We start from the raw sequence: 22,131 nt of genomic DNA on the forward strand, positions 1-22,131 counted from the left end.
CGAAAATTGCAGAAATCTGAAAAATCTAAATTATTTTCAAAAATGTTGCAACATTATTTAATTTTTGTATCTTTGGGGGTTGCTATTAATAACCAAATAATAAACTTTGATAGACCTATGATATATAATTTTGACCAAATTAATGACCGTAGCAAAAGCGATGCCCTTAAATTAGAAGCACTTGAACCTCGTTGGGGAAGAAATGATTTACTTCCTATGTGGATTGCCGATATGGATTTCAAAACGCCTCCTTTCATCATCAATGCACTAAAAAAGCGTATGGAGTGTGAAATTTTTGGCTATACGGCAAAACCAAAAGCTTGGTATGATTCAATCGTAAATTGGCAAAAACGCCGTTTTGGCTGGGAAATTACCCCCGAAATGATTTCTTTTTCACCCGGTGTAGTTCCCGCTTTGGCTATGGCAGTACAAGCCTTCACCAATAAAGGAGATAAAGTATTAATACAACAACCTGTTTATCAACCTTTTTCACTTGTAGTAGAGAATAATGACCGAGTTTTGATAAACAGCCCGCTTGAACTCATTGATGGAAAGTATCAGATTAATTTCGATAAATTAGAAAAAGATATCAAAGGTTGCAAATTGTTCCTATTTTGCCATCCGCACAATCCGGGTGGTCGTGTTTGGACACGTGAAGAACTCAAAAAAGTAGCTCATATCTGTCACAAAAACAACGTTGTAATTGTTTCCGATGAAATTCACGCCGACCTGACTCTACCTCCACACAAACACATTCCTTTTGCAAGTGTAAGTGAGGAAGCCCGTATGAATACCATTATGTTCGGCTCTCCGAGTAAAGCCTTCAACTTAGCCGGTTTTTCAACTTCATACGCAGTTATTGAAAATCCTGAATTACGTAAAAAATTTCAAGGCTATGTAGATGGAAATATGCTTGGTGATGGAAATGTATTTGCTTTTCAAACTGTTATAGCTGCATACACAGAAGGCGAAGAATGGTTAAAACAATTATTGGCTTACATACAAGGAAACATTGATTTTCTTGTAGATTATGTACACAAACATATTCCAAGGGTAAAAACAATCGTTCCCGAGGCGTCTTACTTGGTGTTTTTAGATTTTCGAGATTTAAATCTGTGCCACAAAAGTATTGTTGATTTATGTACAGAAAAGGCTTTTCTTGCTCTAAATGATGGTGCTATGTACGGAAAAGAAGGGGAAGGTTTTATGCGTATTAATCTGGCTTGTCCAAGAAGTATAATTGAAAAAGCATTGACCCAACTTAAAAAAGCCGTTGATGACTGTGCATAAAGTTTCTATAATGCAGAAAAACTTAAACGAAGCCAAAGACATAAAATCTTTGGCTTTTTTAATCTTTTTTAAAAATAATTTATCTTTGCTATTTAAAAACTTCAAATTGTGATATTAGAAAAGTTTTCAGACTATACAAAAGAATTCAAAAATAACCTCAAAATTGCTTATCCTGTCATTTTTGGAATGTTAGGTCACGCCTTTGTAGGATTTATTGATAATGTTATGGTAGGAAAAGTAGGTGTTACGGAACTCGCTGCTGTGGCATTGGGTAATAGTGCTGTTTTTATTGCAATGTCATTCGGGATAGGTTTTTCCACCGCACTTACGCCTTTAGTTGCAAAAGCCGATGGGGAGAACAACAAAGAAGAAGCAAAATCAATTTTAAAACACGGTATTCTTCTGAATGTTGTTTTATCACTCTTTCTTTTTCTATTGTTATTGTTTGCAAAACCATTGATGTACCTGACAGGACAGCCTGAAAATGTGATAAAACTCGCCATTCCGTACACCAATTTAGTGGCTTTCTCCCTGATTCCTTTAGGATTTTTTGCTGCATTAAAACAATTTGCCGATGGGTTTTCCTTAACGAAACAGTCAATGTACGTAACCCTGACCGGAAATGTTATCAATGTAGTTCTCAATTATTTATTCATATACGGAAGTTTCGGATTTCCAAAATTGGGAATTATCGGAGCGGGAATTGGCACCTTAGCTTCACGCTTTGCAATGCCCATACTTCTGTGGTGGATGCTAAAAAATTTAAATAAAACTCGAGATTTGGTCACTGGTTTTAATTGGCGTGTTTTTGAAATACCAAAATTTAAACGAATTACTGCCTTAGGTATCCCATCAGGATTACAAATGATTTTTGAAGTAGGAATTTTCACAACTGCCATTTGGATGAGCGGAATTTTGGGAGAAAACCAACTGTCTGCCAATCAAATAGCTCTAAACTTAGCCACAATGACATTTATGGTTGCTAACGGACTGGGAATAACCGCAATGATTCGGGTAGGAAACCAATTAGGAGCAAAGAATTATTTAAATTTAAGACGTATTGGACTTTCCGTATTTTTATTGGTACTGTTCACACAATCTTTCTTTGCAATTTTATTGGCTGTTTTCAGGCATTGGCTACCTTCTTTATACTTGGATATGAACGATATCGGAAAGCTGACTAACAATACCTTAGTGATAGCTGAAGCAGCTCAGTTGTTATTGATTGCAGCCATTTTTCAAATTTCGGACGGATTGCAAGTTACGGCTTTGGGTGCCTTGCGGGGCATACAGGACGTCAAAACACCAATGTACATCACATTTGTAGCTTATTGGGTTGTAAGTTTTCCTATTTCCTATTTTTTAGGACTTAAAACCGAATTGGGAACAATGGGAATTTGGATAGGACTCCTTGCCGGACTTACCGTGGCTGCCGTTTGGCTTTTGTGGCGTTTTAACCTAATATCCAAAAGATTAATCCTCCGACAAAATAGCTTATAAAATTTTTAAAAGTAAAATATAATGCAAAAAAAAATCGGAGATTTTGAGAATCTCCGATTTTTTAGTTTATATTTATTATTTGAATTAAAAAATCCATCTTTTAAATGCCTCAATTGCAGCATAATCCGCCATACCCAAATTTCTGTAACGTTTAGCAGTTTCGCTATTTCGTGCTTCGGCACGTTGCCAAAACTCACGTAAATCATCTCCTTGAAACATTACACCATCTTTTTGAGATTGGTGGAAGAAAATCGCCTGACGTTTTTTCAATACTTGTGCCGGACTCATCGGAACAGCCATCTCAATTTCGTGAATGTCCCATTCGTGCCAAGCTCCACGGTATAACCAAACCCAACAATCTTTCATATAATCTTTTGATTTCATACGTTTTAGTGCTTCGAAAATAGCATCTAAACAAACCTTATGTGTTCCGTGTGGGTCGGCAAGGTCTCCCGCTGCATAAATCTGATGAGGTTTTACTCTTTCAATCAAATCCATAATAATTTGAATATCAGCCTCTCCTAACGGACTTTTCTTAATGGCACCTGTTTCATAGAAAGGCAGATTTAAAAAGTGTACTTGTTCATCGGGAACTCCTTCATAACGTGTTGCTGCCAATGACTCGTGACGACGTATATTCCCTTTCAACATACGCACCGGAAGAGCATCCATCTCGTTGGATTTCTTATTGTTAAGAGCATTAATAATTTCTTGAAGAACTTTCACATCTCCTCCGTTTTCTTTTAATAAATCTTTGAAAACTTCAGCAAATTTCAAAGCCTCGTGATCAGATACGGCAATGTTTCCTGAGGTTTGATAAGCAATATGCACCTCGTGTCCTTGTGATACCAATCGGTCAAAAGTTCCTCCCATTGAAATTACGTCATCATCAGGGTGCGGACTGAAAATAATAACACGTTTTTTGTGAGGATACTCACGCTCAGGACGATTTGAATCATCTGCATTTGGTTTTCCTCCCGGCCATCCTGTAATTGTATGTTGCAAACGATTGAACATCGCAATATTCAAATCATAAGCTGGTCCTGATTCAGCCAATAATTTTGACATACCGTTTTCGTTGTAATCTTTATCGGTAAGTTTCAAAATTGTCTTTCCAAGATGTTCACATAACCAAACGATGGCTTTGGCTTTCAAATCCTCGTTCCAATCACAATCGGTTACCAACCAAGGAGTTTTGATACGTGTAAGTTGAGCAGAAGCCTCTGTATCCATCACAAAAGTAGCATTGTCGTGTTCTTGCAGATAAGTTGCAGGAACTTCAGATGAAATCTCTCCTTCAATGGCTTCTTTTACGATATCGGCTTTGTTACTTCCCCAAGCCAAAAGCACAATTCTCTTAGCCTTCATCACAGTTCTTACTCCCATTGTGATGGCTTGTTCCGGTACATTTGCAATTCCGTGAAAAGCTCCTGAGGCATCGGCACGTGTGATGTGGTCTAAAGTAATGATACGAGTTCCTGAATTTCTGTGTGAACCAGGCTCATTGAAACCAACGTGCCCTGTTCTTCCAATTCCCAAAAGTTGGAAATCTATTCCTCCACATCCTTTAATCTTTTTGTCATAATTCAAACAATATTCAACCAATTTTTCCCTTGGTACCATTCCGTCAGGAATATTGATATTTTCTTTTGGAATATCAATGTGATTGAATAAATGTTCGTGCATAAAATACCAATAACTTTGTACATCATCCTTCTCCATAGGATAATATTCATCTAAGTTAAAAGTAATAACATTTTTAAAACTAAGCCCTTCCTCCTTATGCATACGCACCAATTCATCATATACTCTGACAGGAGATGAGCCTGTTGCCAAACCTAAAACACACGTTTTTCCTTCGGCTTGTTTACTTCTAATCAAATCCGCTATTTCGTGAGCCACTGCTTGAGAAGCCTCTACAGAGTCGGAAAAAATAACATTATGGATTTTCTCATAACGTGTGTCTTCAAACAATCCTGCTGGTTGATGCTGAATGGATTGTTCATTTTTTTGGATAGTTGTACTCATTTTTATTTTTTTTGGTTGTATATATGTTATCTTAAAAGCGAGGTCAAAGATACAAAATTATTTACAGATATGAATAATTAAAAACTATTTATTTTTACAAAATATTTAAGAATAATATTTGAAAGCTCTCAATCATATCAACTATGAAATATCTCTTTTTTTCAAAAATCAGTACTTATTTTTAAATAAATTATCCCCAAAACTCTTTTTTTATAATTATTTTTTTTCGTATTTTTGCAGAAAATTTTAATTGTAACAATTATTTATGAAAAAAATTATTTTATCGGCAATGATAGCTGGAATTGCTATGACTGCCTCTGCACAGGAAAAAGGGCTCAGCCAAAGTAAATTTTTTGACAATTGGCAAATAGGGGCAAACGTAGGTGGATATGTTCCTACCAAAGGCTATGACTTAATTGAAGATGTTCGTTTTAATTTCGGAGCAGAATTGAGCAAACAAATTTCTCCCGTATTCCGATTAGGTTTTGATGCAAATGCTTACCTAAATGGAAATTGGGAAGAAAGAAATCCTCTTGTTATTGAACACACAAATGTAGCTGTAATTGGTGCACTCAATTTAAACAATCTTTTTGCAGGCTACAAAGGCGAACCCCGTAAGTTTGAAGTGGAAGCCTTTGCCGGACCAGGTTGGATGCATCACTTCTTCCAAGGAGACAATAACAATTACAACACGATGACAACCAAATTTGGAGCTAACTTTATGTACAATTTTGGAGCTAACAAAGCTTGGGCTGTAAAACTCACTCCGTCGATTTTGTATCGCATCGACACGCCAAGTTCAGACGCAGCTAACAGCCTCAATATCAATACCTCTTGGACTCAAGTAAACGTTGGTATTGTATATCGTTTTAAAGGAAGTAACGGAGCACATCACTTTACCGAAATTGAAGGAAGAAATCAATCTGAAATTGACCAGTTAAATAACAATATCAATAATTTACGAAATCAAGTAAGCAGTAAAGAAGGAGAGATTAACAGTGCTCAAGAACGTATCGCTCAACTTGAAAAAGAACTGGAAGAGGCTAAAAACAAAGAACCTGAAATACAAACAATAACAAAAACAAAACAAACTTTGGAGTCTGTTATTACTTTTGGTTTAGGAAAATCAACTGTTGATGCTTCTCAATTACCTAATGTTGAGCGTATTGCAACATACTTGAAAAAATATCCGAATAGCCGTGTGGTTATCAAAGGTTTTGCTTCTCCGGAAGGAAATGAAGAAAAAAACATCGCCTTAGCTAATGCACGTGCCGAATCTGTGAAAAAAGTCCTTATCGCACGTTACAAAATTGATGCTAATCGCATTTCTGCTCAAGGAAATGGTATTGGTGATATGTTCTCAGAACCAGAGTGGAATCGTGTGAGTATCGCTACAATAGAGGAAAAATAATTTCTTCTCTATCATTAAGTTAAAGCAAATTTCAAGCCATCAAAAAATTAATTTTTTTGATGGCTTTTTCCTTTTTATTTATAATAACATTACTTTTTTTCTTTAAAATTTCCTAAAACAGAAATCTTTACAAAAGTGGTTTTTCTTAATTATTTCATAAAAAATTTGTATTTAAAAAATTTTTAAAATAGGTTTGTAAAAATAAAATTTAATTGAATATGAAAGCATATATTTTTCCCGGTCAGGGAGCTCAATTTGTAGGAATGGGACGTGATTTGTACGAAAAATCAAGTAAAGCAAAAGATTTATTTGAACAAGCAAACCAAATCTTAGGTTTTTCAATCACTGACATTATGTTTGAAGGTACTGACCAAGATTTAAAACAAACCAAAGTTACACAACCTGCTATTTTTCTTCATTCAGTCATTTTGAGTAAAGTTTTAGGAGAATCTTTTCAACCCCAAATGGTTGCGGGACATTCATTAGGTGAATTTTCTGCATTGGTTGCCAATAAAACTCTTTCTTTTGAAGACGGATTACAATTGGTGTACAAACGAGCAATGGCAATGCAAAAGGCTTGTGAATCACAACCGGGAACGATGGCTGCCGTTTTAGGCTTGGAAGATGCTGTTGTTGAAGATGTTTGTAAAAAAATCGAAGGAATTGTTACCCCTGCAAACTACAATTGTCCTGGGCAATTAGTAATTTCCGGTGAACTTAATGCCGTTGAAAAAGCTTGTGAAGCAATGAAAGAAGCTGGTGCCAAACGTGCTTTAATTTTGCCTGTGGGCGGAGCTTTTCACTCAGTTTTGATGAAACCTGCAGAGGAAGAATTAGCAAAAGCCATTGAAAGTACACACTTTAACAAACCTATTTGCCCAGTATATCAGAATGTTACTACAACAGCGGTTAATAATCCTGATGAAATCAAGAAAAACTTAATTAATCAGCTAACAGCACCCGTAAAATGGACGCAAAGTGTACAACAAATGATTCAAGATGGTGCCTCAGAATTTATTGAAGTAGGACCTGGAAAAGTGCTACAAGGTTTGGTTAAGAAAATAAATAAAGAAGCAATCGTTAGTTCTGCAGAATAAACTCATTTTCAACCCAAAATCAAAGTCAAAGTTATTGTTATCTTGCTATGACTTTGACTTTGATTTACTTAAAAATATCCTTTTTTATCAGTTGAAAAAATTTATATGAAAACAATTTTAGAAGTTACTAATTTATCTAAAAATTTTGGCAGATTCAAAGCTGTTGACAATATTTCCTTTCATATTGAAAAAGGAAATGTGTATGGTTTGCTGGGACCTAACGGAAGTGGAAAATCAACCACTTTAGGAATGATTCTTAATGTGGTAAACAAAACCTCCGGAACGTATCTGTGGTTTGGAGGAGAGGTTTCTAACCAACAGGCTCTCAAAAGAATAGGTGCAATTATTGAACGTCCTAATTTCTACCCGTATATGTCAGCTTATGAAAATTTGAAATTGGTTTGCAAAATCAAAGAAATTTCTGCTGAAAAAATCGAAAACAAGCTGAAACTCGTAGGTTTATGGGAATATAAAGACCGTAAATTCAAGGCTTTTTCGTTAGGAATGAAACAACGTTTGGCAATAGCTTCAGCTTTGCTAAATGACCCTGAAATATTAATTTTAGACGAACCCACAAACGGTCTTGACCCTCAAGGAATACACAAAATCAGAGAGTTAATACAATACATCGCTTCACAAGGGGTTACTGTACTTTTGGCTTCACATTTATTAGATGAAGTTGAAAAAGTATGCTCACACGTAATTGTTTTGCAACAGGGAAAAATGCTTTACAACGGACGGGTTGATGAGATGGTAACCAGTAACGGTTTCATTGAATTATCTTCTGAAAATAATGAAGAATTACTTCATTTTTTGAGAAATAGCTCTGATTTTAATAAAATTATTTCAGAAAATGGAATTATCAAAGTCTTTCCGAAAACAAATCTGAATGCCTCAGACTTAAATAAATTACTTTTTGAAAAAGGATTTTTTCTTTCACATTTAGTAAAACGAAAAGAAAGCCTTGAGAATCAATTCCTAAAACTAACCAACAATCAAAATTAAACATTATGGTACGATTACTACAAATTGAACTTATCAAAATATGGAGCAACAAAAGTAGCCGATTTTTAATAATTTCCTATTTCGGATTACTTATGTTACTTTTCTTATTTTCAATGGTTAAGATTGATTTTGGCGATTTTGAATTTCATTTGGCAAAACAAGGAATTTTTGATTTTCCATACATTTGGCATTTTAACACTTACATTGCCGACTATTTCAAGTTATTTCTTGCCATTGTCATCGTGTCAATGATTGCTAATGAATATAGTAATAAAACACTGAAACAGAACCTCATAGACGGATTAAGCAAAAAAGAATTTGTACTCTCAAAATTTCTTACCACCGTTTTGTTCGCCTTAATTTCAACTGTTATGGTGTTTATAATTTCAATGATTTTGGGGCTGATATATTCAAGTTTTGATGAATTAGGAATTATTTTCTCACAAATGGAATTTTTACCCGCCTACTTTTTAAAACTGGTAGGTTTTTTTAGCATTTGTTTATTTTTTGCAGTACTCACGCAAAAATCTGCTTTTTCCTTAGGATTTCTAACACTTTGGTACATTGCAGAAAGTATTATTTCGGGAATTTCTTCTTATAACGACCATAATTTAAATTTTCTTGTACGAATTCTTCCTTTGAAAACTATGGGCAACCTCATAAAAGAACCTTTTACCCGAATGTCGGGCGTACAAATAGCTGCGAATCAAGTTGGTGTGGAACTAAGTGGCGAATATGGCGTAAGCTTGATTGATGTTATGATAACTTCCATCTGGATAGGAATTTTTATTTACTTTTCGTACTTTTTAATAAAACGAAGAGATTTATAAGATAAGAAAAAGGGTCGGAAATTTGATAAATTTCCGACCCTTTTTTAATTACAAAACGTGCTTGTGGGCTCTGTAAGATGAACGAACTAAAGCTCCACTTTCAACGTGTCGGAAGCCTAACAACTCCCCTATTTCTTTATACTTAGCGAACTGATCAGGTGTAATAAATTGTTTAACAGGCAAATGCCTTTTTGATGGTTGCAAATATTGCCCGATGGTAAGTACATCCAAATTAACCGATTTCAAGTCGTGAAGCGTTTCAATAACTTCCTCTTCCGTTTCACCAAGACCGAGCATAATCCCTGATTTTGTGCGTTTTGCCCCATTATCTTTTAAATATTTCAAAACTCCCAAACTTCGGTCATACTTTGCTTGAATGCGTACTTCTCTGGTTAATCTGCGTACGGTTTCCATATTGTGAGAAATTACTTCAGGGGAAACTTCCAACATACGGTCTAAATGCCTCTCTATTCCCTGAAAATCAGGAATGAGCGTTTCTAATGTGGTTTCAGGATTCATTCTGCGGATGGCTTTAACAGTTTCTGCCCACATTATGCTTCCCATATCTTTCAAATCGTCACGGTCAACCGAAGTGATCACAGCGTGTTTGATGTTCATCAACTTAATAGAACGAGCCACCTTTTCAGGTTCTTCCCAATCCAAACTCTCAGGGCGACCTGTTTTAACGCCACAAAATCCGCAAGAACGTGTACAAATATTTCCTAAAATCATAAATGTAGCCGTACCTTCTCCCCAGCATTCTCCCATATTAGGACAACTTCCTGAGGTACAAATTGTATGAAGATTATATTTATCAACTACATTTCTGAGTTCCGTATATTTTTTTCCTGTAGGTAATTTTACTCGAATCCATTTCGGTTTGCCTTTTGGAGGAAAAACATTTTTCTCCATTGTAGCACTATCTATACTCATAATTTATTACTCTTGTAAACAATCCCCAAAAGTACAGCTTTTTTCTGAAATAACAATATTACTTACTTAACTATGTATTTAGCTCCTTTCACTGTCTTAAATTCAGCTTCTCTATCCCTTTTTTGTTTTTTAACAACACATTTTCCTTTGTAATAAACACTTTTCCCGGCAGGTAGAAATAATTTGCATTTATGTCCACTTAAAGAAACTATTTCAGCTTGTTGCAAAGAATGATTTTTCCATAAGAAACTCACTTCAAATCCGTTACGTGCTTTCATTCCTTTCATTTCCCCTTCTTTCCAATCAGGATGTGTAGGTAATGCGGGCAAAAAGCGAATCGTGTTATTTTTTCCGTGACTTTGCAACAACATTTCAGAAATTCCGGCAACTCCTCCAAAATTTCCATCAATTTGGAATGGCGGATGTGCACAGAATAAATTTGGATACGTTCCACCAAGCTGACCTCCTTTAACTTCAGGACTAACAGGTTTCAATAATTGTCTTATCAATGTAAGAGCGTGATTTCCGTCTTGCAATCTTGCCCAAAAATTGATTTTCCAAGCTCTTGACCAGCCTGTTCCTCCATCACCTCTCATTTCCAAAGTTTTTTGTGCAGCTTTAGCAAGTTCGGGCGTATCCCAAGGAGTAATTTCATCATAAGGATACAATCCGTACAAATGCGAAACGTGACGATGTGTAGGCTCAGCATCATCCCAATCGTCAAGCCACTCGTTCAAATCTCCATTTTTACCGATGGTGTTTGGTGCGGTATTTTCTATGATGTTTTTCCATTGTTTGCGTTTATCTGCATCAACATTCAAAACTTCAGATGACTCCAACACACTGGAAAACAACTCTCTAATGATTTGCATATCCATTGTTGGTCCCATACAAGTAAAGCCCGTTTGTTTTTTGCCATCTTTCAGTTCAGGTAAAATATAGGCATTTTCAGGAGAATTTGAAGGAGCTGTAACCCAATACCCTGTTTTGGGGTCTTTGATTAAAATATCCTCAAAAAACTGTGCCGCTCCTTTTAAAACAGGATAATATTCTTTCAAGAAATTAGTATCTTGTGTAAACTTGTAATGTTCCCAAATATGCTCGCAAAGCCAAGCCCCTCCTGTAAGTGTAGAACCCCAACCCGCACCTTCTCCCGGAGAGGTGAAAAACCAAGGATTACTAACCACGTGAGCCACCCAACCATTAGCATTATAATATGCTTTTGCCGTCTTTTTTCCATTAGGAATTAAATTCTTTGTAAAACGGTGCAAAGGTTCAGTTAGGTCAGATAAATTTGTAGATTCTGCCAACCAATAATTCATTTGTACATTGATATTCAGATGATAATCTCCATTCCAAGGAGTTTGGTATTCTTCTGCCCACAAACCTTGCAAGTTAGCAGGCAATAATCCTTTTCGAGATGATGATATCAATAAATATCTACCAAAATTGTAGTACAAAACAGGTAATAACGCATCTTTTTCTCCTTTGTAAAATCTTTCTAATCGTTGCAGAGTAGTCAAACCTTCAAGTTCTGCATTATTTGGCATTGCCCAACGATTACGATTAAATATTTTTTGATATTCATTTTGACTTTCTATCAAAGATTGATTAAAATTCTTCGCTGTTTTTTCAAGATATTTATTTGCTTTAGCCAAAACATCTTCATTATTGAGTTGCCCGCTTTCGTTATTGTAATTAGTTGAAGCACTTATCTTTAAAACTATTTCTTTTGCAGAAATAACTTCTATATGTGAAGTTTGTGCTTGCAAATTTCCGTCAGTGTGTAACTCAACGATAGTTCCAAATTGCATTCCTTTTTCCTCTTCATTAGGAAGCGTTCCTTTCATAATTATTTTGCCACTTTCGTAAGATACAGCAGCGTTTTCTTTCCTGAAAAGCGATATATCTAAATTCAGCGGTTTTGTCCCTGAAAATTTAATCCAAATTAAATCGTTGGCAAAATCAGCAAAAGCCTCTTGTTGAATTTGATTTCCCTCTCGCTCAAAAGAAGTCCTGGCAATTGCTTTTTCTACATCAAGAATGCGTTTGTAATTTGTTACAGCATCACTTGATTTCCAGTCAATTTTTAATTCTCCTAAAATTTGATAGCAACCATAGTGGCAATTTGCTCCTTTACCAAAACAAGTGCCTTTTCCTTTAGCAACAAAATGTTTTTGTAATATTTGCTGAGCTTCCAAATTTCTGCCTTTCAAAAGTAAATCTTGAATTTCTTTTAGGTAAGAATTTGCCTGATGATTATCTCCATCTTGATGTCCTCCCGACCAAAGAGAAATTTCGTTAAGTACAATCTTCTCAATGTCAGTTTTACCGAAAATCATCGCTCCCAAACGTCCATTGCCAATAGGAAGACTTTCAGTAAAATAATTTGCGGGCTTATCAAATACAACAGAAACGTCTTGTTTTTGAGCTTTCATACTTGTTGTAAAGCAACACAACAACAAAAAAATAAGTAAGGTTGGTTTTTCCATAGATAAAATAATTTATTCCTAAGTAAAATCCGCTAAAGACTAATTTTTCACAAAATAAATAATGAAACAAAAATCCTAAGAAACAATTTCTTAGGATTTTCGCATACTGACACATACGGTCATTATTTTTTTTATTTATTTCAACTCGAAAGTTGCTCTACGTGCAATTTGACGTGCTCTCGGAGAAGTTTTATTAACTGATGTATCCTCTCCTCTTCCTTCAGTAGAAATTCTTGAAGCATCAACACCTAAATCAACTAACAACTTCTTAACCGCTTCAGCTCTTTTGTTAGAAAGTAATTGGTTGTAATCAGTTCCACCAAGCTCATCAGCAAATCCTACAATATTAATATTTGCATTAGAATTAGATTTCAAGAACTTAGAAACAAAATCAACAGCCCAAGTTGAAGACATTTGTGGTTTTGATGAATTAAAGTCAAAATACGTACTTATATAACCTTTTCTGATTAAGTCCGCAGCCATATCTCCGTCTTCAGTCAAAGATTTTACGCTTTCTTTAGTTGCATAATTATCGTTTACATAGTTTTCAACCTCATCAGGAACACCATTTCCGTTTGCATCGTTCATTTTATTTTGCTTATTAGCAACTTCTTGCTGCAATCCTGAAACATCTCCCTCCAATGAAGCTAAACGCTCTTCAATTTTCTCGAATTTGCTTCCTTCGTGATGCCAATCAGCGTGTTTTCCGTGTTTTCCTAAAGCAATTTGCAACCCGATAGTTGCTGCAACATTAACTCCTTGAATACCTCTTCTGTCTGATTGTGAGAAAGTATCGAATGTTCTTTGTTGTCTTGCATTGAAGAAGATAGATGCATCTGCCAATAAAGTTACTCTGTTAGAGATTCGTAACTGAGGTGTCAAACCTGCTACGATGAAAGCAACTTGGTCTGCACTTGAAAGTGCGTCGCTGTTAAGCTGTCCGTATCCAACCCCTGCGTGAGCAAGCAATCCCAAATCGCTTGTCCATTCTTCAAAAGACAGAACACGCCCCACGTTCGCAACTCCTTGCAAATTAACATTCCAGAAATTCGACTCAAATTTATTGCTATTATCTCCTTCTTTGAAAGAATCATATCCTCCTCCCAAACGAAGCCCGAATTTGTTATTGAACATATAACGAACTCCCGCGTTTGCTCCCCACAAACTTGGTGTAGAAGCCGAATGCTGTGCTGAAAAAGGAGCTATAGGCTTGTTTATTCCTCCGTTGAAGTCAATTGACCACTTATTGTAATTCTCTTGAGCTTGTGCCCCAACAAAAACCAGTGAAGCCAAAGCAAAAATGTGTTTTTTCATACTATTTTTAAATTACTTTAAATTATTGATTGGGGCAAATATACATTTTTTTAACTTAAAAAAAATGTTTTAACCGTTTTTTAACGTTTTTCTTTATATTTTAATAACATTCTTTCCAAAGGAGTTATTGAACTATCAACTCCCTCTTCAAATGTTTTGAATTGCTTTTTCACTACCAAACTTTCTCCTGGTACGTGTACTTTTATTTCTACAATTTTATTTTCTTTTGAACTTGTGTTTTCTAATTTTAAATGAACATCTGCCTCTATTATTCTATCATAAAAATGATCCAACTTATCCATTTTTTTCTGAATAAAATCAACCAATTTTTGATCTACTGTAAAATCTACTGGGTGTACATAAACTTTCATAAACTAAACTTTTTAAAAGGTTTAACAATCTACTTTATTTTTCATATTTTTCCACCACTTGCCCTGGGATGTGCCTTTCCATACTGTTTTTTGAGTTCGGCTAAGCTTGTATTGGTATAAACCTGAGTCGCTGCCAAACTCGAATGCCCCAACAATTCCTTAACTGTATTCAAATCGGCACCATTATCGAGCAAATGATTTGCAAATGAATGTCTTAACACGTGCGGACTAACATCTTGCTTTGTAGTCACCGCACTAAAGTACAAATTAATTATTCTATAAACAAGCGTTGGATATATTTTTTTACCATTTTTGGCTAAAAATAAGAAATCTTTACTATTTTCATTAACTACTTCCTCTCTTTTTTTAAGATATTCTTCCAAAATAACTTCAATTTGAGGAAGCATTGGTATTAATCTTTCTTTATTTCGCTTACCCAAAACTTTAATTTGTTTCTGACTGAAATCCAAATCATTAACTTTCAATAAAATCAACTCCGAACGCCGCATTCCTGTCGCGTAAAGAACCTCTATAATAGCCTTATCTCGAATTTCTTCAAATTTGTTTTTGTTTGAAAAACAAGACAACACCTTTTCTATCTCTTTTTCTGAAAAAGGAAGTTTTATTCTTTTTTCTATCTTTAAAGGCATTATTCCTTTTTCAAACGGACTAACTTCAATTTGGTTTGTTTTCTTCAAAAACGAATAATAAGCCTTTAACGCTGATAACTTTCGGTTGATACTCCTAAACGCAATTGATTGATTTGAGAGTTCAACAATCCAACTTCTAACATCCTCATAGGAAACATTTTCTAAACTATGTTCCTTTTCACTCTCACCATAAATATTCTTCACAAACTTTGCAAAAGCTTTAAGGTCATTTTTATAAGCCTCTATCGTATGTTTTGAATATTTTTTCTCGATGGAGAGGTAATCCATAAATTCAACACACATTACTTCAACTACTTTAATTATACGATTAAATAATATCCTCCCTCACTTGGATTTTTCTGCTACGAAGATAGAAAATAGAAAAGTAATTATGCGTTAATAAATAGTTAATTTTTAGGATTTATAATTAATTTTTAAATTACATTAACGCTTTGTAATCAAAAAAATGATTTGACTTAATAAAGAAAACAACATTCTTAGCAAAAATAAATATTTTAATACTTGTCATTTGCTAATTTCCAGAAAATCAAGTAAGATGCTTTTGTAATTTCTACGATTTTCTCCCAATTAAGTCTATCACTATGGTCAGTAGGTTTGTGATAATCAGGATGTCCGTCAGTATGAAACCACACAATCGGAATTTTATGAACTGCAAATGAACCATTATCACTCCCTCCAACAGGGTTATCCCACGCTCTGTAATCCGGCTGTAAATCAAGCTTATATTTTTGAATATCTGACTTTAACCAATCTCCAAAAACAGGATGTGAAGCCGTATAAAAATACACAACGTAATTGGGCTGTTCCGGACGATTATTTCTACCAATCATATCATAGTTCAAATACGCTTTAATATGATTTCGGAAAGAACAATTATTCGTAAAATACTTAGAACCAAGCAATCCTCTTTCTTCTCCGTCCCAAAAAGCAAATATAATCGTTCGCAAAGGCTGCTCTCCTGACATCTTAAAAGCTTTTGCCAGTTGCAACACCGCCGAAACACCCGAAGCATTGTCATCCGCACCATTATATATTTGGTCCCCTTCAAGATATTTATCCATTCCCAAATGGTCATAATGAGCTCCGACGATAACATATTCATCTGTTTTTTTACCTTTTATCACCCCCAAAACATTTGCCATCTCCAAACGATAATGAGTATTGTTTTTCAAACGATTGATAACAGAATCGACCACTGTGTATCTTTTCGATTCTTTAGACTGACTATCAACTCTATACGCAGAAAAATGTTGCAAATATCCATCAGAGAAAAATGGTTCTATCCCAATTTGTCGCAATTGTGAAACAATGTAATTTCGAGCTATGCGTCCGCCCTGAAATCCTGATTCACGTCCTTCCAAAGCATCATCTGCCAAAAAATCAATATGTGCTTCTGCCGATTGTCTATTGATACTTTTCAATCCATCTTGAAGAGATTTTTGAGCGTAACCAACAGAAAAACAAAACATTAAAAATAAATAAATATATTTCATCTTTAAAACTAATTTTGGTTGTTTATTTTTTATTTTCAAATGAACTTCGCTTCTTCATCAAAAGAAAACCCGTTTAGCAAATCACTGGCTTTAATACGTTTTTTTCCAGGAATTTGCAATTCCAACAGATTAACAAAACCTTCTTTCACAGCTACATATATTTGTCTGTTTTGTATTTTTATTTTTCCGTTAGGAAGAGAATGGCTTTCTTTCTGAAAAGTGGCATCATATATTTTTATATTCATTTCTTCTCCTTTGTGAAGCAAAATCGTCCAAGCAGTTGGGTACGGACTCATTCCCCGTATCAGCCTCTCAATAGCAATTCCTTCTTTCTCCCAATTTATTCTGCAAGTTTCCTTAAAAATCTTTGGTGCTTCTGCAAAAACATCATTCATAGGCTGTTTCCTTACTTTATGATTTCCTTTTTCTATTTCATCAACAGTTTTTAACACTAATTCTGCCCCTTGTATCATTAACTTATCGTGCAGACTACCAGCGGTTTCTTTCTCCGAAATTACTGTTTCTGATTGTAGAATAATGGCTCCCGTATCTATCTTTTCATCAATAAAAAAAGTGGTAACTCCTGTTTTTTCCTCACCATTAATGATTGCCCAATTGATTGGTGCAGAGCCTCTGTAATTAGGTAATAATGAAGCGTGTAGATTAAATGTTCCGTACTTTGGCAATTGCCAGACTACCTTTGGCAACATCCGGAAAGCAACAACAATCTGTAAATCAGGGTTTAATTCTTTTAATGAATTAACAAAATCTTCATTTTTTAAATTTGTTGGCTGAAAAACAGGTATTTGATTCTTTTCGGCATATATTTTCACTGGTGAAGATTGCAATTTTTGTCCACGACCAACATTTTTATCAGGTATTGTAACAACTCCAACCACATTGTACTCATTCTCAACTAACTGTTTTAAACTTTCCAATGCAAAATCAGGAGTTCCCATAAAAATTATTCTAAGATTTTTCATTAATTATCTCTTTTAAAAAGTTTAAATTGTAAAATTTATAATTAACCTTCTGCAAAAATACTATTTTTTATGAAACTTATTATTTGTATAAGTGTTTATTTTTACTTATCTTTGCGAATAGAATCGTATAAAAATAAAGATTATGGCAATCAACGAAAAAATAAACGAAACCGCACGCATCATACAATCTTACATTTCAGAACATACTCCTGAATTTGCAGTTATCTTAGGCTCAGGGCTTAGCAAATTACAAGATGAAGTGGAGGTTATTTCTGAAATAAAATATTCACATATCCCAAATTTCCCAAAATCAACAGTATCAGGGCATACAGGAAAATTAATTTACGGAAAGATTGAAAATCGTTACGTTTTGATGATGGCTGGTAGGGTTCATTATTATGAAGGATACTCTATGCAAGAAGTTACTTTCCCTATTCGCGTATTTCACAAACTGGGTATCAAGCGATTAATTCTTTCAAATGCGTCCGGAGGAGTAAATCCGAACTTCTCAATCGGAGATATTATGATTATTCGTGACCATATTAATTTATTTCCGGAACATCCTTTGCGAGGAAAAAATTTAGACCATTTTGGCGTTCGTTTTCCTGATATGAGCAAACCTTACAACCACAGAATGATTGCCGAACTGGAGGAAATAGCAAAAAACAATAATATAAAGGTACATAAAGGTGTTTATGTTGGGCTACAGGGTCCTTCGTTTGAAACTCCCGCTGAATATGGTATGATTCGAATTTTAGGCGGAGATGCTGTAGGAATGAGTACTGTACCTGAAACGATTATCGCTCGTCACCAAAATATGGACGTTTGTGCAGTTTCTATAATCACAGACTTAGGAGGTCCGGAAATTTCACCAAATGTTTCCCACGAAGAGGTGCTAAATGCTGCAAATAAAGCTATGCCCAATGTGATTTTATTAGTAAAGAATCTTATAAAAAACTATAGATAATACATATAAAATGTTAAAAAACTCTGATGAAAGATAAAATTTCACAATCTTTCATCAGAATTTTTCTTTTTAACTTTTCCATAACACAAGGTAAATCACCTTTTTTCTATGTTTGCACCTCAGTTGATGAGATGATTAAATGATGAACAGGCTACTACTTTTACTACTACTCCCTTCTTTTTTAATTTCTTGTAAAAACACTAAAGATGAAAATCGTGCCTTTTTGAAAGGATTTTTCCCTAATGCAAAGGATTCATTAGTAGTATTGTATCATAACAATAAACCTGTTGATACGGTTTTCTTTAATGAAAACAAGAAATTCTCATTAAATTTGGAGATTAGTGAGGCTAAGTTGTATCATTTTGAGATTGATAACAACTACCAATACGTATTTTTGGAGCCAAACGATAGCTTAATTATTTCTGCTAATACACTAAATTTCCATCAAACTATATCATTTTCTGGAAGAGGTTCGGCTATTAACAGCTTTGTATCACAACAAATCAATGACTATGAGAAGGAAAACCTTACTCTAAAGAAATTCAATCTGTTGCAACCGGACAGTTATAAAAAGAAAATGGATTCCGTGTACAATGCTAAGATGCAGATGTATGACGCCCTTCTGAAAGATAATCCGAAATTATCTGAAAAAGCAAAAAATATAGCTTTGGTGAGTGCTACTTTCCCTTTGTACAAGGAAATAGAGACTTATGCGTTTGTATTTCAAAAAGATAATCGAAATCCTGTTACAAGTTTTCTTCTACCCAAAAATTTCTACGAACACAGAAAGAAAATCAATTTTAATGATAATTTTTTAGAATATTTCCGTCCTTATTATGGATATATGGTTATGTTTACCAACAACTTAGCCTTAAAAAAATTAGGATTAAAATCGGGGCGTACCGATGTAAACAGAGAAGAAGACTTTCATTTGAAGAAAATTAAAGTTATCGATAGCATTTTCCCTTCTGGAAGTATGAGAGATAACTTGTACAGAAATGCTGCTTATTCTTATGTATTTAATATTCAACACAATGGCGAATGTCAATGTTATGTTGATGAATTTAATAAATATAATGAGAATAACATACATAAATCAGAATTAGAATCTTTCTTTAAAAGTACAATCGCTTTACAAACGGGAAGTATTCCTCCTGATTTTGAAATTATTGACCTTGAAAAAAATCGTAAATCCTTATCAAAAATAGTAAAACCTGAAATTACTGTTTATTACTTTTGGTCTGTAAATCAGCCTGAAATGTCAAGTTTGATTTTCAATAGAGTTTTACAGCTACGAACATTATTTCCTGAAGCTCAATTTACCGGAATTGATGTAGGGCAAAATGTTGATGAATGGCTTAAAAAAGCTCCTTCAGTTCAAGGAATTGAGCAGTTCCACGCAACTGATTTTACAGATTTATCACGTAAATTTCTCATCAATAACATTAGTCAAACTTTTATTCTTGGTCGAGATGCTCGGATTATTACAGCTTTTGAAGGTATCTTTAGCCCCAACATAGAAAAAATTCTTCTGAATAATTAAAAGTCTTTCTAAAAAAGTGCTTGTTTTTATGTATTCTTTTGAGTATTTTTGTGCTTAAATTTTCAATTTATGCTTGTAAAAATATACGGGAGTGCTGTTTTTGGAGTAGAAGCCACCACCATCACCATTGAAGTAAATATCGACAAAGGCGTAGGTTATCATTTGGTGGGCTTGCCCGATGTTGCCATTAAAGAAAGTAGCTACCGTATTGGGGCGGCTTTACAAAACAACGGCTACAAGATTCCGGGTAAAAAGATTACTATCAATATGGCTCCTGCCGATATGCGTAAGGAAGGCTCGGCATACGATTTGAGTTTCGCTATCGGGATTTTGGCTGCTAACGGACAAGTACAAGCTAATGATTTAGAGCAATATATCATTATGGGAGAACTTTCTTTGGACGGAAGTTTACAACCCATAAAAGGAGCTTTACCCATTGCCATACAAGCACGAAAAGAAGGTTTTAAAGGCTTTATCCTACCTGCCCAAAACGCCAAAGAAGCTGCCATAGTTGATAATTTGGAAGTTTACGGAGTTGAAAATATTAAAGATGTTATTGATTTTTTCAATGGAGAAAAAACACTCGAAAAAACGGAAATCGACACCCGAAAAGAGTTCTTCAAAAACTTAGATTTCCCCGAATTTGATTTTGCCGATGTTAAGGGGCAAGAATCCATAAAACGATGTATGGAAATTGCAGCTGCAGGCGGGCATAACATTATTTTGATTGGTCCTCCGGGTTCAGGAAAAACAATGTTAGCCAAACGATTACCCAGCATTCTTCCGCCAATGACCTTGCACGAAGCCTTGGAAACCACCAAAATACATAGCGTCGTTGGGCGTATAAAAGACAGCGGACTTATGAGCAATCGTCCGTTTCGTAGTCCGCACCACACCATTTCGGATGTAGCTTTAGTAGGCGGCGGAGCTTACCCTCAACCGGGTGAAATCTCACTGGCTCATAACGGAGTGCTTTTCCTTGATGAACTCCCTGAATTTAAACGTTCGGTTTTGGAAGTGATGCGTCAGCCTTTGGAAGACAGAGAAGTAACCATATCACGAGCTAAATTTTCGGTTACATATCCGGCTTCGTTTATGTTGGTGGCAAGTATGAATCCCAGCCCCAGCGGTTATTTCAACGACCCCGACGCTCCCGTAACATCAACGCCCGCCGAAATGCAACGTTATTTAAGTAAAATTTCAGGACCTTTGTTAGACCGAATCGATATTCATATTGAGGTAAATCCTGTTCCTTTCGAGAAACTTTCTTGTGAACAAAAAGCCGAAAGTAGTAACGTTATCCGCCAGCGAGTGATTGAAGCAAGAAATATTCAAACTGAGCGATTTAAAGAATATCCAAACATTCATTACAATGCTCAAATGAATACCAAACAAATCCGAAAATATTGCAAATTAGACGAAGCTTCGTTAGAACTTCTGAAAAATGCAATGCAACGGCTGAATCTTTCTGCACGTGCTTACGACCGAATTCTAAAAGTAGCCCGAACCATTGCCGACTTGGAAAAATCTGAAAGTGTGAAACAACATCACATCGGCGAGGCAATTCAGTACCGAAGTTTGGACAGGGAAGGCTGGCTGGGATAACAATTCAAATTTTTGACTTTAATTTAAATACCCAAAAATATTATGAAAACTTATCTTTCAATAATCATTCTGGCTTTATTTTCAATATCTTGTAAATCAGATAAAGAACTAAGTTCAAGTGATGCCAAATACCTGATTTCAGCATATTTGGAAGAAAAACCCTTATACGAAACAGGAAAATTCAGCACGGACAAACAACGTCTTGAAGCAAAAAAAGATAAAGAACTCATCAAAGCTATTGAAAATCTGGTTGATGATGGCTATGTTGAAATCAACAACGAAAAAATCAGAAAAAAATGGTTTTCAAAAGATAGCGTACACATCATCGAACCCACGCTCACAAAGCTGGCATTACCTTACATTATAAGTCATAACAAAAAAACTTCAATTGTAAAGACAATCATTTACAAACTAAATGAAGAACAAATAAATATTGAAAAAAACAACGAAAAAACAGCTGTCTGTACAGTTATTTTAGACAAGGAAAAAACTCCTTTCTACCATTTTGGTAAAGACCCAAATCCAAAATTGACGTTTATCAGTCGTAAATTCAAATTGAAATATGATGAAAATTCAGGCTGGAAAATTGTAAAATAAA

18 protein-coding genes are annotated in these 22,131 nt (G+C 34.9%); 10 read left to right on the forward strand and 8 right to left on the reverse strand.

The window, feature by feature from the left end:
• The first annotated feature begins 117 nt into the window (after positions 1 to 117).
• Together GN105_RS00610 and GN105_RS00615 are read left to right on the forward strand one after the other, a co-directional pair.
• Positions 118 to 1,290, forward strand: coding sequence for a MalY/PatB family protein (locus tag GN105_RS00610; protein WP_155283529.1), 1,173 nt, complete (start codon positions 118 to 120; stop codon positions 1,288 to 1,290).
• Positions 1,291 to 1,398: 108 nt separating this feature from the next.
• Positions 1,399 to 2,790 carry an MATE family efflux transporter gene (locus GN105_RS00615; protein WP_155283530.1) on the forward strand — a complete coding sequence of 464 codons (1,392 nt, stop codon included), beginning with the start codon at positions 1,399 to 1,401 and terminating at the stop codon, positions 2,788 to 2,790.
• 84 nt (positions 2,791 to 2,874) lie between these two features.
• Here the strand turns inward: GN105_RS00615 and nagB are convergent, their stop codons facing one another.
• Entirely contained in the window at positions 2,875 to 4,818 is a 1,944-nt protein-coding gene (nagB, locus tag GN105_RS00620) for a glucosamine-6-phosphate deaminase (RefSeq protein WP_155283531.1), read from the reverse strand.
• Between the two features lie 265 nt (positions 4,819 to 5,083).
• On the opposite strand from nagB, the gene GN105_RS00625 reads away from it, so the two are divergent.
• From GN105_RS00625 to GN105_RS00640, 4 genes are all read left to right on the forward strand, one after another.
• Entirely contained in the window at positions 5,084 to 6,229 is a 1,146-nt protein-coding gene (locus GN105_RS00625; protein WP_155283532.1) for an OmpA family protein, read from the forward strand.
• 218 nt (positions 6,230 to 6,447) lie between these two features.
• Positions 6,448 to 7,326, forward strand: coding sequence for an ACP S-malonyltransferase (gene fabD, locus GN105_RS00630; RefSeq protein ID WP_155283533.1), 879 nt, complete (start codon positions 6,448 to 6,450; stop codon positions 7,324 to 7,326).
• 105 nt (positions 7,327 to 7,431) lie between these two features.
• Entirely contained in the window at positions 7,432 to 8,331 is a 900-nt protein-coding gene (locus GN105_RS00635; RefSeq protein ID WP_155283534.1) for an ABC transporter ATP-binding protein, read from the forward strand.
• 5 nt (positions 8,332 to 8,336) lie between these two features.
• Positions 8,337 to 9,161, forward strand: a complete 825-nt coding sequence (locus GN105_RS00640) for an ABC transporter permease (protein WP_155283535.1) — start codon at positions 8,337 to 8,339, stop codon at positions 9,159 to 9,161.
• Positions 9,162 to 9,209: 48 nt separating this feature from the next.
• Here the strand turns inward: GN105_RS00640 and lipA are convergent, their stop codons facing one another.
• The 7 genes from lipA to fmt form a co-directional block, all read right to left on the reverse strand.
• Positions 9,210 to 10,094 (reverse strand): lipoyl synthase, encoded by an 885-nt coding sequence (lipA, locus tag GN105_RS00645; protein WP_155283536.1) that lies wholly within the window; start codon positions 10,092 to 10,094, stop codon positions 9,210 to 9,212.
• 62 nt (positions 10,095 to 10,156) lie between these two features.
• The gene (locus GN105_RS00650; RefSeq protein WP_373279383.1) at positions 10,157 to 12,532 is read right to left on the reverse strand and encodes a glycoside hydrolase family 95 protein; all 2,376 of its coding nucleotides are present in this window, start codon (positions 12,530 to 12,532) and stop codon (positions 10,157 to 10,159) included.
• Between the two features lie 189 nt (positions 12,533 to 12,721).
• Positions 12,722 to 13,900, reverse strand: a complete 1,179-nt coding sequence (locus tag GN105_RS00655) for an OmpA family protein (RefSeq protein ID WP_155283538.1) — start codon at positions 13,898 to 13,900, stop codon at positions 12,722 to 12,724.
• A gap of 80 nt (positions 13,901 to 13,980) precedes the next feature.
• Complete coding sequence (hpf, locus tag GN105_RS00660) at positions 13,981 to 14,271, reverse strand: ribosome hibernation-promoting factor, HPF/YfiA family (protein ID WP_095894921.1); 291 nt, start codon at positions 14,269 to 14,271, stop codon at positions 13,981 to 13,983.
• A gap of 41 nt (positions 14,272 to 14,312) precedes the next feature.
• Positions 14,313 to 15,224 carry a tyrosine-type recombinase/integrase gene (locus tag GN105_RS00665; protein WP_155283539.1) on the reverse strand — a complete coding sequence of 304 codons (912 nt, stop codon included), beginning with the start codon at positions 15,222 to 15,224 and terminating at the stop codon, positions 14,313 to 14,315.
• A 212-nt stretch (positions 15,225 to 15,436) separates the two neighbouring features.
• Positions 15,437 to 16,435, reverse strand: coding sequence for a M28 family metallopeptidase (locus GN105_RS00670; RefSeq protein WP_155283540.1), 999 nt, complete (start codon positions 16,433 to 16,435; stop codon positions 15,437 to 15,439).
• Between the two features lie 35 nt (positions 16,436 to 16,470).
• Positions 16,471 to 17,418, reverse strand: coding sequence for a methionyl-tRNA formyltransferase (fmt, locus tag GN105_RS00675; protein WP_155283541.1), 948 nt, complete (start codon positions 17,416 to 17,418; stop codon positions 16,471 to 16,473).
• A gap of 142 nt (positions 17,419 to 17,560) precedes the next feature.
• On the opposite strand from fmt, the gene GN105_RS00680 reads away from it, so the two are divergent.
• From GN105_RS00680 to GN105_RS00695, 4 genes are all read left to right on the forward strand, one after another.
• Positions 17,561 to 18,385 carry a purine-nucleoside phosphorylase gene (locus GN105_RS00680; protein WP_373279384.1) on the forward strand — a complete coding sequence of 275 codons (825 nt, stop codon included), beginning with the start codon at positions 17,561 to 17,563 and terminating at the stop codon, positions 18,383 to 18,385.
• 139 nt (positions 18,386 to 18,524) lie between these two features.
• Entirely contained in the window at positions 18,525 to 19,928 is a 1,404-nt protein-coding gene (locus GN105_RS00685; protein ID WP_155283543.1) for a TlpA family protein disulfide reductase, read from the forward strand.
• A gap of 69 nt (positions 19,929 to 19,997) precedes the next feature.
• Positions 19,998 to 21,533: a YifB family Mg chelatase-like AAA ATPase gene (locus GN105_RS00690; protein ID WP_155283544.1), complete on the forward strand. Its 1,536-nt coding sequence runs from the start codon at positions 19,998 to 20,000 to the stop codon at positions 21,531 to 21,533.
• Between the two features lie 42 nt (positions 21,534 to 21,575).
• On the forward strand, positions 21,576 to 22,130 hold the full coding sequence (locus GN105_RS00695; RefSeq protein ID WP_155283545.1) for a hypothetical protein: 555 nt from the start codon (positions 21,576 to 21,578) through the stop codon (positions 22,128 to 22,130).
• Position 22,131 lies beyond the last annotated feature (1 nt).

This window comes from Capnocytophaga felis, from assembly GCF_009684755.1.
In the GTDB taxonomy this organism is placed as follows: Bacteria; Bacteroidota; Bacteroidia; order Flavobacteriales; family Flavobacteriaceae; genus Capnocytophaga; species Capnocytophaga felis.